This is a genomic window from Mycobacterium paraterrae (assembly GCF_022430545.2).
Lineage (GTDB): Bacteria > Actinomycetota > Actinomycetes > Mycobacteriales > Mycobacteriaceae > Mycobacterium > Mycobacterium paraterrae.
Map to the genome: position 1 here is coordinate 4223816 of NZ_CP092488.2, position 14626 is coordinate 4238441.

The window sequence follows — 14626 nt, forward strand, 5'->3', positions numbered from 1 at the left end:
CCGCGACTACTTCCTACACTGTGCCGGTGCGTCTTGTCTTTGCCGGAACACCCGAGCCCGCGCTGCCCGCGCTGCGTAGTCTGATCGACTCGCCACGCCACGACGTGGTCGCGGTATTGACCCGGCCGGACGCTGCTTCAGGTCGGCACGGCACGCCGAAGCCGTCGCCGGTGGCCGGCCTCGCCCTGGAGCACGGCATCCCGGTCCTGCGACCGGAGCGGCCCAATTCCGCCGAGTTCGTCGCCGAATTGACGGCGCTGGAGCCGGAGTGCTGTCCGGTGGTGGCCTTCGGCGCGCTGCTGCGCGACGACCTGCTGGCGGTTCCCACCCACGGCTGGGTCAATCTGCACTTCTCGCTGCTGCCGGCTTGGCGCGGCGCGGCTCCGGTGCAGGCGGCCATCGCCGCCGGCGACACCGTCACCGGCGCGACGACGTTCCGGATCGAGTCCGGCCTTGACTCGGGCCCGGTCTACGGGGTGGTCACGGAGTCAGTGCGCCCGATCGACACCGCAGGGGATCTACTTGACCGCCTTTCGGTTTCGGGTGCGGCGCTGTTGTCCACGACCCTGGACGGTATCGCCGACGGGTCGCTGACGCCGGTGCCGCAGCCCACCGACGGCGTGAGCGTGGCGCCGAAGATCACTGTCGAACAGGCGCGGGTGCGGTGGGACCTGCCGGCCGAAGTCGTGGAACGCCGCATCCGTGCCGTCACACCCAATCCCGGTGCCTGGACCCTGATCGGGGATCTGCGGGTTAAGCTCGGCCCGGTATATCTCGACACCGACAGCCAGAGTCTGCCGAAGCCGTTGTCACCCGGCGACATTCACGTCGATCGTCGCAGCGTTCGAATCGGCACGGCGTCGCAGGCGGTGCGACTCGGACAGGTGCAGGCGCCGGGGAAGAAGCCGATGAACGCCGTGGATTGGGCCAGGGGAGCGCGTCTCGAACCTTCGGTGCGGGCGTCATGAACCCGCCGCGTGATAAGCCGCACCGCGATCGGCCGGGAAGTCGGAATGCGCAGCGTTCGCCGCGGCCGCCGAGGCGCAAGCCCCTGGATCCGGCACGACGGGCCGCCTTCGATGTGCTGCGGGCGGTGCGCGAACGCGACGCCTACCCGAACCTGCTACTGCCGGTTCTGTTGCGCGAGCGCGGGATCAGCGGTCGTGATGCCGCCTTCGCGACCGAATTGACGTACGGCAGCAGTCGCATCCGGGGATTGCTGGACGCGGTCATCGGTGCCGCCGCTGACAGGTCCCCTGACACCATCGATCCGGTGCTGCTCGACCTGCTGCGGCTCGGCACCTATCAGTTGCTACGCACCCGCGTCGACGCGCACGCCGCCGTCTCTACCACGGTCGAACAAGCCGGGATCGAATTCGATTCGGCACGAGCAGGTTTCGTCAACGGCGTACTCCGCACGATCAGCACTCGCGACGAGGCGTCCTGGCTCGAGGAGCTGGCACCCGCCGAATCGGCCGACCCGATCGGGCATGCCGCATTCATGCACGCCCACCCGCGCTGGATCGCCCAGTCGTTCGTCGACGCGTTGGGTGGCGCCGCAGGAGAACTCGGTGCGGCCCTGGCCGCCGATGACGCTCGGCCGCAGGTGCATTTGGCGGCCCGACCCGGCGTCTTGACCGCGGGGGATTTGGCGTCGGCGGTCGACGGCAGCGTCGGCCGATTCTCGCCCTATGCGGTGTACCTGCCCGCCGGCGACCCCGCGCAGCTTGCGGCGGTACGCGACGGACAGGCGCTGGTCCAGGACGAAGGTAGCCAATTGGTCGCCCGCGCAATGACTTTGGCGCCCGTGGCCGACGACGGCGGCCGATGGCTGGACCTGTGCGCGGGCCCGGGTGGCAAGACGGCGCTGCTGGGCGCATTGGCGGCCGAATCCGGGGCGCGAGTCACCGCGGTGGAGCCGGCTCCGCACCGTGCCGAGCTGGTCGTCGAGAACACCCGTGGCCTGCCGGTCGAGGTCCTGCAGGTCGACGGTCGCAGCAGCGGACTCGACGCGGGTTTCGACCGGGTGCTCGTCGATGCGCCGTGTACCGGTTTGGGTGCGTTACGGCGCCGCCCCGACGCCCGGTGGAGGCGTCAGCCGTCCGACGTCCCGCCGCTGACAAGGCTGCAACGGGAATTGCTGGCGGCCGCGATAGCGCTCACCCGCCCGGGCGGCGTAATTCTGTACGCCACCTGTTCGCCCCACCTCGCCGAGACGGTCGGCGTCGTCGGCGATGCGTTGCGCCGATACCCGGTGTCCGCGTTGGACACCCGTCCGCTGTTCCCGGGGCTGAACGACCTGGGCGACGGTCCCTATGTTCAGCTCTGGCCGCATCGCCACGGCACCGACGCCATGTTCGCCGCGGCTTTGGTCAAGTCAGACGACTGACCGATGTCACAGCCGGGCGAGTAGTTCTGCCTTCTTCGCGGCGAATTCTTCGTCCGACAGGATGCCGCGTTGATGCAGTCCGGCCAGCGACTCGATGGCAGCCACGATGGCGTTCGCATCAGCAGAGCTCTGCGGTTCCGGCGATGCGACGGGAGTGGGCGCTGCGGCCGGTGGCGTCGGGCTGGACTGGGACTGGGACTGGTGTTGCGGTGTGGGCGCTGCGACGGGAGTCTCGTGCACTTGCTGGTCGCCCAATTCTGGGAGCGTGGTGACTGCGAAGGTGCCGAGCTGACTGGTGAAAGCCACTGAGCCGACTCCGCTTCCTTGTTGTTGCTGCACTCCGCCGATCCGGTGTTCGCCGGTGTCGTAAACCCTTGTCACACCGTTGATCTGAAGTGCGAGCCGCCGGGTGTTGGGAAAGATCGCGTACCGTGCCTCGTTTTGGGCTCCGGTCGCACTCGGAACGCCCAGCTCTGCCGGCCACCAGTTGGCGGACGTGAATCCACCCGCTGCGCTTGCCGGCGAGGCGGGAAACACCGTGGTCGTGGTCAGCAACTCGGCGAGCTCGCCGCACAACGCGTCGACTCGAGCCTTCAGCGCGTTGTTGAACATGTCGCCGACCATCGTCATGCCGCCGCGCATCCACTGTCCCGAGCCGCCGAGTTCAGGGATGTTGAATTGCGCCATGGTTCGACCACCGGCGTCGACGGCGAACAGCATCGCCAGCACGGCTTGGCGGGACAATTGGTAGCGCTGGGCGATCTCGTCGATGGCCCTTTCCGCGTCGGGCGTAACCGTTGCCTTCGTCATGGCAGATCCTTTGCAGTCGTCGACAACTCGAGGTTACGCAAATCCACCACGCCCGCCAGGACACACCGCCACGAAGTCTCCCTTCCACGACATTCGACGCGCGTCGTGGGTGGGGTCGGCTCCCAGTAAGGTGACGTTCATGTCAGGCACGACCGACCGACCACTGATCGCCCCGTCGATTCTCGCCGCCGATTTCGCTCGGCTGGCTGACGCGGCCGCCGACGTCGAAGGCGCGGACTGGCTGCACGTCGACGTCATGGATGCGCATTTCGTGCCGAACCTGACCCTCGGTCTGCCGGTGGTAGAGAGCCTGTTGGCTGCCACCGACATCCCAATGGATTGCCACCTGATGATCGAAGACCCCGACCGGTGGGCGCCGCCGTACGCCGAGGCAGGGGCCTACAACGTCACTTTCCACGCCGAGGCGACCGACAACCCGGTCAGCGTGGCCCGCGACATCCGCGCCGCCGGCGCCAAAGCGGGTTTGAGCATCAAACCGGGCACCCCGCTAAACCCGTACCTGGACATCCTCAAAAATTTCGACACATTCCTGGTGATGTCGGTCGAGCCCGGCTTCGGCGGTCAGAAATTCATCCCCGAAGTGCTCAGCAAGGTGCGCGAGGTGCGCAAACTTGTCGACTCCGGCGAATTGACGATCCTGGTCGAGATCGACGGCGGCATCAACGCCGACACCATCGAACAGGCCGCCGAGGCCGGTGTCGACTGCTTCGTCGCCGGCTCGGCGGTCTATGGCGCCGACGACCCTGCCGCAGCAGTCGAGGCGTTGCGGCGACAGGCTGGCGCGGTCTCACCGCATCTGCGCCGATGAGCAACCCGGCGGCAACGTCCGTGGGTTACGACTCCGCCATGCAGTTGGCGGTCGAGCAAGCCAATCTGGTCAAGGGCAAGACCTATCCGAACCCGCCGGTCGGCGCCGTGATCCTGGATCGTGACGGCCGGGTCGTTGGGGTCGGCGGCACCCAGCGGACCGGTAGTGCGCATGCCGAGGTGATGGCCTTGCGCCGGGCGGGGCAGCTGGCGACCGGCGGCACGGCTGTCGTCACCCTGGAGCCGTGTAACCACCACGGCAAGACCCCGCCATGCGTCGACGCACTGATCGCGGCGGGCGTTGCGACGGTGGTGTACGCGGTGAGCGATCCGAATCCCGCGGCCGCGGGCGGCGCGGCACGGTTGGCCGCCGCTGGGGTGCACGTCGTGAGCGACGTAGGGGCCGACTTGGTGACGGCCGGACCGCTACGCGAATGGTTACACAAGCAGCGCACCGGATTGCCCCACGTGACGTGGAAGTACGCCACCAGCATCGACGGCCGCAGCGCCGCCGCGGACGGCTCCAGCCAGTGGATCACCAGCGAGTCCGCGCGCGCCGACGTACACCGTCGCCGGGCAACGGCGGACGCGATTGTCGTGGGCACCGGCACGGTCCTTATCGACGATCCGACGTTGACGGCCCGGCTTGCCGACGGCGGTCTCGCGGACCGTCAGCCGATGCGGGTTGTCGTGGGAATGCGCGAGATACCTTCGGAAGCAAAGGTTCTCAACGACGATTCGCGCACCATGGTGATCCGCACCCGTGATCCGGCGGAAGTGCTCAGGGCGTTGTCCGATCGGACCGACGTGCTGCTGGAAGGCGGCCCGACACTTGCCGGGGCGTTCCTGCGCGCCGGGGCTATCGACCGGATCTTGGCCTATGTCGCGCCGATCCTGCTCGGCGGTCCGATCACCGCGGTCGACGATGTTGGCGTGCCCAGCATCGCCCGCGCCCTGCGCTGGCGCTATGACGGTGTCGAGCGCGTCGGCCCGGACCTGGTGCTGAGCTTGGTGCCGCGATAAAGCGCTAAGCGCTGTCCCGGAATCGCGGCACCAAGCTGGTCAGCCGGCCAGGCCGCTCTTGATCGCGGCGTCCTGCTTCTGGCCGATGTCAGCGGCAAACGCGGGCGGCACCGGGTCGTCCGTCTTGCCGTCGAACTCAAGCGTGACAAAGGCTTTGCCTTCGGTGAACAGCAACACTGTGACCGACTTCGAGCCGTCCGGCGAGGTGCCCTGCACGATCGTGCCGCCTTCGCCGACCGCCGCTGGTTGGGGCTCCCCGCCTGTCACGCTGCTGCCCAGCGCCGATTTCGCGCCGTCCAAGGCGGTTGCGGCGCCCGCCGAATCGGGCAGGATCATGATCGTGTCACCGATCTCGCGGGTGTCGCTCTGGTTACTGAAAACGGTTGCTACACCGGACTTTTCGTTCGGGTTCTCGGTCGGCGGCGCGGCGGAGAAGGTGTCGCCCGGCAGCGCGATGTCCTCGGGCTTGATCAACAGTTTGGCGTAACCACCCGACTCGGCCGCCGCCGGACTCGGTTCGGAGCTGGAAGAGTTCTTGGCAGTGGCCGAGGCCGTCGATGACGTCGACGCCGGCTTGTCCGACTTACTACTGCAACCGGTTGCCGATAGCCCTAACAGCACGGCGGATGCGGTCAGGCCCGCGACCGCGATCACTGGAGTTTTCATCGATGCGCTCCTTCGCCGAGTGGCCCGCCCGCCCGTGCGGTGTTCGATGTGGGACGTTATCGGGTTGTCGGAATAGTAGCTGACAGTCACATATCGAGGCGCGATATTGCGCGATATGAGTGGCAGTCATTTACGCATTGTTTACGTTCTATGCAAGGCAGTTCCGATCTTTCGCGTGCAATACTTCGCCGATTCATCTATCCCGGGTGACGACTGAAAGGTTGGACATGATTAATCCGATACCCCGGACATTGGTTGTCGCCAGCGCGATCACGGGCACCTTGATCGGCCTTGCCGCGTGCTCGAGCGGGCCGAAGATGGTGAGCAAGGACGATATCGCCAAACAGATCACTGCCAAGATGAGCGACGCCGCCGGCAACAAGCCGGATTCGGTCTCGTGTCCGGACGGATTGAAGGGCGAGGTCGGTGCCCAGCTGAACTGCGCGATGAAGATCAAGGGCCAGGACTACAACGTCAACGTCACCGCTACCAGCGTAAAAGGCGATGACGTTGAGTTCGACATGGTCGAGACGGTCGATAAGGACCTGGTCGCCAGCAAGGTCAGCGAACAGCTCACCCAGAAGGTTGGCCGCAAGCCCGACGCTGTGACGTGTCCCGACAACCTGAAGGGCGCCGTGGGGTCGACGTTGCGCTGCGACCTGAAAGACGATGGGCAGACCTACGGCGTCACGGTCACCGTCAGCGATGTCGAGGCCGGTGACGTGCACTTCGATTTCAAGGTTGACGACCAAGCCAAATAATGGACGCGAGCGTGTTCCAATCAATTTCCAATCATCGGTGCGTACAGTTTTCGCGCTGCGAATCAATAATCGACTTAAAAGAGGACGGCAAATGCCGAAAATCGGGTGGTATTCACGTGCTTCTGTGTTTGCTGCGGTGATGGTTTTGGCATGTGCGGGGTGCAGTTCGACGAAATCGTCGACACCCGCCGCCGCTCCCGCCGCCGCCGCGGATTCGGTGCAGATCCACGGGAATGCCTCGGATCCGGTCAACAAGATCGTCATCAAGGCAATCGCCGACTTGCAGACCTTTTGGGAAGGTGAGTTCCCCAAGCTCTACGGTCACGACTACACCCCGGTGAAAGGCGGCTTCTACGCGGTCACGCCGTCGTCGGGTCAATTCGCACCGTGCGCCCAGGCGGCCGCCGACATCTCCGGCAACGCGTTTTACTGCTCGAAGGCCGACGATGTGGCATGGGACGTCGAGAAGTTGCTGCCTGACCTGCGAAAGCGCTTCGGAGACTTCGTGATTCCGGTCGTGCTGGCCCATGAGTGGGGCCATGCCATCCAAGCGCGAGCCGACTTCCAAGGTCCGACCGTGGTCAAGGAGATTCAGGCCGACTGCTTCGCCGGGGCCTGGGCGGCTCATGCGGCCAAAACCGAGGCCTTCAAAGCCAGCGAAGACGACCTCGACAATGCGCTCGCCGGCTTCCTTTTCCTTCGCGACGAGCCAGGGACCGAGAAGCGCGATCCTCAGGCCCACGGCAGCGGCTTCGACCGGGTGAACTCGTTCCGCACCGGATTCGACAACGGCGCGGGATCGTGCAAGGGCTACAAGGTCGGCGATCCGCCGGTCGTCGAGATTCCCTTCACCAACGCCGCCGACGTCGAGAGCGGCGGCAACGCACCTTACGAGGACATCATCAGCGGCGTCCCGAATGATCTGGAGGACTACTGGTCTCAGGTCTATCCCAAGTTGACCGGGCAGCCCTGGACACCGCTGCAGCCGGCGAGGGCCTTCAACCCGGCCGATCCACCCACCTGTGGAGGGCAGCCGACCAGCGACTACGTGCTGTTCTATTGCGTACCGGAGGACTACGTCGGATTCGACGCCGTCAAGGCGATGCCTCAGATCTACGACCAGGGCGGTGATTTCGCGGTCGCCACCCTGATCGCGACCCAATACGGACTGGCGGTGCTGGCGCACGGCGGTCAAGACGCGACTGACAAGCTCACCTCGCTGCGTGCCGACTGCATGGCCGGTGCCTGGGCTGCCAGCATCCTATTGGAGGACCGCCCGGAAAGCGCTTTCAAGATGTCGCCGGGTGACCTCGATAAGGGGATCACGGCGCTGATCGTCTTCCGCGGGTCTGGTGACGTGGCGCGCCAAGGGCACGGATCGGTCCGCGTCGACGCCTACCGCGACGGAGTCATGAACGGCGCCAAGGCCTGCGTGACGCGCTAACGGTGTTCACGGTTCTCGGCTTTTCGTTCGGCTTTCTCGCCTTGGGCGCCGCCGTCGCGGTCATCAATGTACTGACGACGATCTTCACGGTCGCGTTCACCGTCTACGCGAGTTTGGCGGTGATCGGGACGGTGGTGTTCACCGTCAAGGGCATCCGTCGACTGCGCCGCGGTGTCCAGGAACAACGAAAGGTGCCAGACCTGACATGACGACGCCCGAATACCCTTATCCCGAAGACGGTTTCGGCTATCCGTCCCCGGGATATCCTCCGCCGCCCGGTTGGCCCGTGGCCGTCGACGCCTACGGCCGGCCGCTGTCGGACCGCAGCAAAGTCACCGCCGGGCTATTGGGCTTGTTCTTTGGATCTCTTGATGTGGGCCGGTTTTACCTCGGCTACACCGGGATGGGCATCGCGCAAATCGCCGCGACGTGGCTGACGTGTGGCATCGGCGGGCTGTGGCCGCTGATTGACGCCATCATGATCCTTGCCGGCAAAGTGCCGGACGCCCAGGGCCGCATCCTTCGGGAATGATCGGCGGTCAACCTGGCTGCGCGGCGCGGTCACCTACCCGGACGTCGGCGGCTGGCAGATCCCGAGTGGGCCTTGTCTCGCCGGCCCACAACACCTTTCGCGGCGGCTGGATCTCGAGCTACCCAGTAGCGGCCGCGATACCCGCGACCCGGCGGGCCAGTTGTTCGTCCCACACGTGCTCGCCGGTCGTCTCGGCGACCGCCTGCGCACGGGCCAGCAGTTGTCGGGCGTGATCCACGTAGCCGTAATGACTTTCGATGTCCGCGATGAGCGCCAGGAAGAATGGGGTCATCACCATGCTGCCGTCGTGGGTGTAGTCGCGGAACGCGTCGAAAGCGACTTCTCGGTCGCCGCCGGACCCGGACAGGGTCTGTGCCCACACACCGATCATCCGAGCGCAGGCGGCCCACTGCGGCGAGCCGGCGGCAAGCATCTCCCGGTACACGTCCGCGGCCATGGCGGCGGTGCCCTCGGTGATACCCAAGATCGCGTTGATCTCCACCCGGACGAGTTTGGCGGCAAGAATGTCGAAATGCGCGCGCCGGCTCTGCGCCAGTTCCAGTGCGACACGGCGCTGTCGGTGTGCCCCGCCGCGGTCGCCGAGCAGCGCCCGCCCCAAACTCAGCCAGCAGTACACCCGCGGGTGAAAGAACACCAGAGGGTCGGCGGCGGTTTCGGGCGGAGGGAAGCGCGCCATCATGGTTTCGGCGACTGCCTCCTGGGCCTCGTGTTCGCCGCGCAGCGTGTGCAGCATGACTTGCACGAAATGACTCGAGACTCCGATGTCGGGGTCACCGGACGCGGCGTACTGCGCGACGAGCCCGCTGGCGATGGCCTGTGCCTCGTCGAGACGTCCTCGGACACAAAGCATGTAGCACTGCATTGCCACGGCGCCGTGGTAATGCCGGCCGCTGGCGTGCTCGCCGATCTCGAAGGCGCGCTGGACCGCCGACGCAGCGGCCGGGCTGTTCTGGCCGTCGAGAATCGCACGGGCCCCGGCAAGATGAAGCCACAGGCTGGCCTGCCGTTGCAAGGGTTCCGGTTTGGGTGGCAGTCTGCGGCATACCTGCAGCGCATGCTCGGCGAGAACGACGATGTCGTCGTACGCGGCTCGGCTCAGCGCGCGCCGAATCGAGACCTCGTAGATGTCCAGAGCCGTCTCGGGATTGAGTTCGACACCCGCCCGCCACGCGTGGTCGGCCACGGATATGACGTCCTCGTACGCGGCGGTGGTGACCCCGGCGGCACCGAGCGCGGCGATCGCGGCGTGCACCGAGGCACGTTCGGAGCCCGGCACCTGTGTCAGTACCGCGTCGTGCAGCAGCCCATGGCCGAACCGGTAGCAGCCCGGCCGTCCCGCAATCTCGTCGAGCAGTCCGGTCTCATAGGCGGGCCGCAGCCGTGCCTGCACTGTCGACACGGGAAGGTCGACGACGTCTGCAAGCTCGGCGGTGTCGAACTCGGCGCCGATCACCGCGGCGGCGGCGAGCGCGCTTCTGCTGGGTCGGTCCAGGCGGCTCAGCCGCTGCCCGACCATTCCGGCGACGGCTGCGGAGACGTCACCGGCCCACCCCTCGGAGACGTCGTGAAGCCGGTTGTGCGCCACCAGGACGGAGACGAGTTCTCTGATGTAGAGCGGGTTTCCCTCGGTGCGGTCCCAGACATACTGTGACACATCACCTTCGACCGCTGTTCCAGTCAACGCGTCGACCAGGGTAGCGGCCGCGTCGCGTCCGATGCCGTCGAGGTGAATAGTGCGCGAGGCTTCCAGTCGGACGAGCCGCTCGAATGTGGGCCGGTTGATCGGCCGACCGCTACCGTAATATGTCCAATTCCCGATGACCTGGATTGGCAATCTTCCGAGTTGCGCGCTGAGCAGTGCGAGTGCGTCGGCCGAAGGGGAGTCGGCAAGGTGCAGGTCATCGAGGACGAGTAACAGCGTTCGCGCCCTGGACAGTTCACATAGTGCGGCGACCACTCCTTCGGTCAGTGCGAACCCGGTGGCGGCGGTTCGGACACCGGCGCTGACGGTGTCGCGGTCGTTCCATTCGGGAACGAGTGCGTCGACCACACCGGGTGCCACGCCCCGCACCGCGCGGCGAGCGGGTTGGCCGAGTTCGTCGCCAAGTCGACGAAGCAATTGGATCCACGTCCACATCAACGGTAACCGGACACCGGGCGGATGCGCCGCCCATGCCACCACTATCCCTGACTGTGTGGCCGGCACCGAAACCGACTGTGCAAGAGCGGTTTTGCCGATGCCACTTTCACCGGTCAGCAGAATAAGGCTGCCCGAGCCCGCACGTGTGCCGCGCAGGGCGGCCGCAATGCTGTCCAGTTCGCCTGCCCGGCCGACGAACAGTATCCGCGCGTGCAGGTCCGGGCCGGCGGAGATGGTGGATCGACTGGCCGCCGGCCTGAGATGCAAGTCGTCGGACTTGTCGGAGATCTTGCGGTAGAGGGTTTGCAAACCGTCGCCGGGAACGGTCCCGAGTTCGCGCTCCAGCGTCACCCGGGCCCGGTCGAAGGCGCGCACCGCGTCTGAGCTACGGCCCTGCCGGTACAGCGCCACCATCAGATGGCCCCACAACCGCTCCTCGGTAGGGTCGGTGGTAATGGCGGCCTCGATCTCGGGAATCAAGTCGCTGCCGTAGCCGGACTGCAGAGCCGCATCGAACCGCGCTTCAATCGCCGTGTGCCGCAGCGCAATATAGCGCGTCGCATCTGCATGGGCGAAACCGCTGTGGGTGAATTCACCGAAGGGGTCCCCACGCCACAACGTCAGCGCCCTGTCGAGCTTGTCGAAAGCGCTTGTCGCCGCGCCGCTTACGAGATCCGCTCGGCCGTCTTTGACCAGCGCTTCGAACCGGTGCAAATCGACCGAATCGCCATCGATGAGCGTGAGTTGGTAGCCCGATGACCGAGAAGCCAGCCGCGCGTGGGTTGACGGAGGGTGGCTGGCCGCCACCGGCAGGATGCGCCGCAGATTGGTGACGTAAGCCCGAAGCGAGGACAGCGCTTTCGGGGGCGGCCTGTCCTCCCAAACGGCGTCGATCAGGCGGTCGACGTTGACGGGAGTCCCGTGGTTGGCCAGCAAAACGGCCAAAACGCAGCGCTGTTTCGGCCCGCCGAGTGACGTCGGGGTGCCGTCGACACGGACCTCGACCGCTCCGGACAGCAGGTATTCGACCATGACCTCAACCACCAGCGAAGTAACTGACCGTTGCTAGCGCTCACACGATACATGGCCGTCGTTGACGCCGCGTGCTGGTTGAAAGGCACAAGCGGAGTTTCCTGCAGGAAGGCTGTGAATTGCTGAGACTTTCCCCGCATACTGAAGCCCGGGCGAACCTGAAGTAAGCATGGGTTGACGAGGCGGCGTGGGAGGACACTGTGCACAACGCTTGGAGCGTCGTTGAGTTCGTCGCGCTACTGGTGCTGGGAATCGCTGCGGTTCAGGCGTTGATCTGGATCCCGATCGCTCTGTGGTGGCGGCGCAGGGCCCGCGCCGCCAAGGCGAGGCTCGCGGCGGCGATCCAATCCGAGACGCCAATTCGCCTGCCGGAGAAGGGCGTATACCGGGACGCGACCGCTCCCGGCTATCCCGTCGTCAACAACAACGGCACTATCGCGCTCACCGCGCGGCGGCTGATCTTCGTCACCGTAACCGGCAACCTGATCGACATCCCGGTTACCGACATCGTCGGCGTACGTGAGGCGAAGGTCTTCAAAACGTCTGTGCGAGGCGGTCGTTCGCACCTGATCGTAGAGCTGCCGTCTGGCGACGTCGCGTTCTACGTCTCGTCGAACGCGGACTGGACGGCAGCGCTCGAAACTGTGATCACACCCTCGGGGTGACAGGCTCGACGCCCACCGCGTCGGGCTCGTCGGCGTGCACCCTGCGCGAACCGATCAGCAGACCCAGTAGCGCGCCGACGATACAGACGACGACGGTCACCTTGAAGATCTGGCCGTACATGTCCGCGAAGGCTTCGCGATACATGCTGGCTTGGTGCAGCACTCGCTCGGCGAGGCCGGCGTGCGGCGGCAACTCCGCCGCGTGCCTCGCGACGAGGTGGGGCAGTTGATAGAAACCCCAGGCGCTCAGAGACGCCACGCCGATCAGCATGCCGGTCATGCGCGCCACCACGACGGCCGCGGACGCGATGCCGTGCTGCGCCGACGGCACCACCCGCAGGCTGGCGGAGGTGAGCGGGGCGATCACCAACCCGAGTCCGATGCCAGCGACAGCCAAATCGGTATCGAGCGCCGGCAGCGAGAGCCCGAACAGATCGTGGTGCTGGCTCAGCAGGTCAACCGACCACTTCGAGATCAGCCAATAACCGCCCGCGGCGATCAGCAGGCCGGCGAAGGCCACCAACCGGTCACCGGCCTTGGTCGCAATGGCGCCACCGACAAGCGCACCGATCGGCAACGCCGCCAGGAACCACAGCAACAGCATCGCGGCCTCGTCCTGATCTTTGCTCAGCACACCCTGGGCGAACAGTTCGACGTCGACCAACGTCACCATCAGCGCCGCACCGGCGCACAGTGACGAGCCGAGCGCGGACAGGAACGGACGGAAGTGCACTCCGGCGGGTTCGATCAGCTTGGTGCGCGAGAAGCGTTCCCACACAAAGAAGATCACCGCGAAGACAACGGCGGCAAGAATCAGCGGGGGCCCGTAGCTGGGCAGCGCGTGCTTGCCGTCGGGATTGGCGTTGTACAGACCGATCACGGCCAGGCCAAGGGTGATCGCCAGCAGCAACCCGCCGATCACGTCGATCTTCTCCGGCTCGGCGGTACGGTCGCGGGACGGGAGGCTGAACTGGATCATCACCATCGCGGCCAGCGCCAGCGGCACGTTGATCCAGAACACGTCCTGCCAGCGACTGGTCAACCAGACGATGAAAATGCCGTACAGCGGACCGAGCACGCTGCCCAACTCCTGCGCGGCACCGATCCCGCCGAGCACGCCGGCGCGATTGCGTTGCGCCCACAGGTCGGCGCCCAAGGCGAGGGTCACCGGTAGCAGCGCGCCACTGGCCACGCCCTGAATGGTGCGGCCGACGACCAGCACATCGAGGTTGGTGGACAGCGCCGTGATGACCGAGCCGACCAGGAAGGTGGCCAAGCTCACCTGAAGCAGCAGTTTCCGGCCGAATCGGTCAGATGCCCTGCCCAGCAACGGCATCGCCGCGATGTAGCCCAGCAGGTACCAAGTGATGATCGGGGTGATGCGCTGCAGCTTGTTCACCGGGATCCCGATCGTGCCGATGATGTCGCGCATGATCGTGACCACGACGTAGGTGTCGAGGGCGCCGAGTAAGACGGCGAGGCTGCCGGCGCTGATCGCGACGACGCGCCCCGCGTGGTGCGGCTGCGACGCGGTCACGGTGCCGCGGCGACCGGAGGCTTGGTGACCTGAACCGGGGCATTCCAGTTCGACAGCGTCAGCTGCAGGGAATTGCCCGGGCTCTGCTCCAGCGAGGTCTGCACCAGCTGGTGGTCACCGTTCTCTTCGATCCAGACGGTCGACGGCAGCGGCTGAGTCGCCTTCAGGCGGGGCATGATGCCGTTGACGGCGTCCGCCGAGACCGTGCCAGTGATCTTGATCGTGCTCTGCCCGCCGATGTTCTCGCGGGCCTGCGCCTTCGGGTTGCTGAGGTTGGCCAGCACGTTGGCCAGACCGACATCGGGCTTGAGGATTGTCGAGGGGTCGTACAGGTCGGAGGCTTTACCGAAGCTGTCCCACTGACCGGGAGTGAGCGCCCCGTACAGGGTCCCGTCGATCACGACGAAGGGTGCGTCGATGTCCGACCCGCCGAAGATGATGCTCGCGTTGCCCTGAGCTGCGGTCTGCGGCGTGGTGGTCAGGTCACCAGTCAGGGACTTGACGGGGAGGCCTTTGATCTTGCCGTTCACCGCCAAGACCAGATGCACGCTTTTGACGTTCTTGGTGCTCTGCGTGGACTCCTTGATCAGGGTCGCCGCATCCGGCAGCGGAGCACCGGATTGCTTGGACGACGAGCAGCCGCTGATCAATGCGGCGGCGATCGAAAGGGAGGCGAGGACGGCAAGGATGGGCCCAAACGGCTTACGCGTCTGCATAAGTTGCAGCGTAGCGGGTCGCGGAGAACGGTTCGTGACGCGCAAGGTGGCTGGGACGTCGC

The 14626-nt window shown here is 66.0% G+C and carries 14 protein-coding genes; 9 read left to right on the top strand and 5 right to left on the bottom strand.

From position 1 onward, the window contains the following. Positions 1 to 26 precede the first annotated feature (26 nt). Positions 27 to 968 carry a methionyl-tRNA formyltransferase gene (gene fmt, locus MKK62_RS20535; RefSeq protein ID WP_240258113.1) on the top strand — a complete coding sequence of 314 codons (942 nt, stop codon included), beginning with the start codon at positions 27 to 29 and terminating at the stop codon, positions 966 to 968. Further along, positions 965 to 2389: an RsmB/NOP family class I SAM-dependent RNA methyltransferase gene (locus MKK62_RS20540; RefSeq protein WP_240258112.1), complete on the top strand. Its 1425-nt coding sequence runs from the start codon at positions 965 to 967 to the stop codon at positions 2387 to 2389. The genes fmt and MKK62_RS20540 overlap by 4 nt, the downstream gene beginning before the upstream one ends. 6 nt (positions 2390 to 2395) lie before the next feature. Here the strand turns inward: MKK62_RS20540 and MKK62_RS20545 are convergent, their stop codons facing one another. Beyond that, positions 2396 to 3199 (bottom strand): SHOCT domain-containing protein, encoded by an 804-nt coding sequence (locus tag MKK62_RS20545; RefSeq protein ID WP_240258111.1) that lies wholly within the window; start codon positions 3197 to 3199, stop codon positions 2396 to 2398. A 139-nt stretch (positions 3200 to 3338) separates the two neighbouring features. Here MKK62_RS20545 and rpe point away from each other — a divergent pair, with 139 nt between their 5' ends. Both rpe and ribD read left to right on the top strand, forming a co-directional pair. Next, positions 3339 to 4028: a ribulose-phosphate 3-epimerase gene (gene rpe / locus MKK62_RS20550; RefSeq protein ID WP_434084973.1), complete on the top strand. Its 690-nt coding sequence runs from the start codon at positions 3339 to 3341 to the stop codon at positions 4026 to 4028. Continuing rightward, positions 4025 to 5050, top strand: coding sequence for a bifunctional diaminohydroxyphosphoribosylaminopyrimidine deaminase/5-amino-6-(5-phosphoribosylamino)uracil reductase RibD (gene ribD, locus MKK62_RS20555; RefSeq protein WP_240258109.1), 1026 nt, complete (start codon positions 4025 to 4027; stop codon positions 5048 to 5050). The genes rpe and ribD overlap by 4 nt, the downstream gene beginning before the upstream one ends. A 39-nt stretch (positions 5051 to 5089) precedes the next feature. Here the strand turns inward: ribD and MKK62_RS20560 are convergent, their stop codons facing one another. Beyond that, the gene (locus tag MKK62_RS20560; RefSeq protein ID WP_240258108.1) at positions 5090 to 5716 is read right to left on the bottom strand and encodes a hypothetical protein; all 627 of its coding nucleotides are present in this window, start codon (positions 5714 to 5716) and stop codon (positions 5090 to 5092) included. 227 nt (positions 5717 to 5943) lie between these two features. On the opposite strand from MKK62_RS20560, the gene MKK62_RS20565 reads away from it, so the two are divergent. From MKK62_RS20565 to MKK62_RS20580, 4 genes are all read left to right on the top strand, one after another. Then, positions 5944 to 6477, top strand: a complete 534-nt coding sequence (locus MKK62_RS20565) for an anti-apoptotic protein (protein WP_240258107.1) — start codon at positions 5944 to 5946, stop codon at positions 6475 to 6477. 91 nt (positions 6478 to 6568) lie between these two features. After that, positions 6569 to 7921, top strand: a complete 1353-nt coding sequence (locus MKK62_RS20570; protein WP_240258106.1) for a neutral zinc metallopeptidase — start codon at positions 6569 to 6571, stop codon at positions 7919 to 7921. A gap of 2 nt (positions 7922 to 7923) precedes the next feature. Beyond that, entirely contained in the window at positions 7924 to 8130 is a 207-nt protein-coding gene (locus MKK62_RS20575; protein WP_240258105.1) for a hypothetical protein, read from the top strand. Next, positions 8127 to 8453 carry a TM2 domain-containing protein gene (locus MKK62_RS20580; protein ID WP_240258104.1) on the top strand — a complete coding sequence of 109 codons (327 nt, stop codon included), beginning with the start codon at positions 8127 to 8129 and terminating at the stop codon, positions 8451 to 8453. The genes MKK62_RS20575 and MKK62_RS20580 overlap by 4 nt, the downstream gene beginning before the upstream one ends. A gap of 118 nt (positions 8454 to 8571) precedes the next feature. On the opposite strand, the gene MKK62_RS20585 is transcribed toward MKK62_RS20580, so the two are convergent. Further along, positions 8572 to 11658 carry an ATP-binding protein gene (locus MKK62_RS20585; protein WP_240258103.1) on the bottom strand — a complete coding sequence of 1029 codons (3087 nt, stop codon included), beginning with the start codon at positions 11656 to 11658 and terminating at the stop codon, positions 8572 to 8574. Between the two features lie 188 nt (positions 11659 to 11846). On the opposite strand from MKK62_RS20585, the gene MKK62_RS20590 reads away from it, so the two are divergent. After that, positions 11847 to 12311 carry a hypothetical protein gene (locus MKK62_RS20590; protein ID WP_240258102.1) on the top strand — a complete coding sequence of 155 codons (465 nt, stop codon included), beginning with the start codon at positions 11847 to 11849 and terminating at the stop codon, positions 12309 to 12311. Here the strand turns inward: MKK62_RS20590 and MKK62_RS20595 are convergent. Both MKK62_RS20595 and MKK62_RS20600 read right to left on the bottom strand, forming a co-directional pair. Next, positions 12295 to 13848: an MFS transporter gene (locus MKK62_RS20595; protein ID WP_240258101.1), complete on the bottom strand. Its 1554-nt coding sequence runs from the start codon at positions 13846 to 13848 to the stop codon at positions 12295 to 12297. The genes MKK62_RS20590 and MKK62_RS20595 overlap by 17 nt on opposite strands. Further along, positions 13845 to 14564 carry an LppX_LprAFG lipoprotein gene (locus MKK62_RS20600; protein ID WP_240258100.1) on the bottom strand — a complete coding sequence of 240 codons (720 nt, stop codon included), beginning with the start codon at positions 14562 to 14564 and terminating at the stop codon, positions 13845 to 13847. Before MKK62_RS20600 ends, MKK62_RS20595 begins: the two co-directional genes overlap by 4 nt. Between the last annotated feature and the right edge of the window lie 62 nt (positions 14565 to 14626).

Bases quoted from the DNA above. Each gene is read 5' to 3' on its own strand.
- MKK62_RS20570 (WP_240258106.1), top strand. From the start codon at position 6,569: ATGCCGAAAATCGGGTGGTATTCACGTGCTTCTGTGTTTGCTGCGGTG.
- MKK62_RS20565 (WP_240258107.1), top strand. From the start codon at position 5,944: ATGATTAATCCGATACCCCGGACATTGGTTGTCGCCAGCGCGATCACG.
- MKK62_RS20540 (WP_240258112.1), top strand. From the start codon at position 965: ATGAACCCGCCGCGTGATAAGCCGCACCGCGATCGGCCGGGAAGTCGG.
- rpe (WP_434084973.1), top strand. From the start codon at position 3,339: ATGTCAGGCACGACCGACCGACCACTGATCGCCCCGTCGATTCTCGCC.
- MKK62_RS20580 (WP_240258104.1), top strand. From the start codon at position 8,127: ATGACGACGCCCGAATACCCTTATCCCGAAGACGGTTTCGGCTATCCG.
- MKK62_RS20560 (WP_240258108.1), bottom strand. From the start codon at position 5,716: ATGAAAACTCCAGTGATCGCGGTCGCGGGCCTGACCGCATCCGCCGTG.
- MKK62_RS20600 (WP_240258100.1), bottom strand. From the start codon at position 14,564: ATGCAGACGCGTAAGCCGTTTGGGCCCATCCTTGCCGTCCTCGCCTCC.
- ribD (WP_240258109.1), top strand. From the start codon at position 4,025: ATGAGCAACCCGGCGGCAACGTCCGTGGGTTACGACTCCGCCATGCAG.
- MKK62_RS20545 (WP_240258111.1), bottom strand. From the start codon at position 3,199: ATGACGAAGGCAACGGTTACGCCCGACGCGGAAAGGGCCATCGACGAG.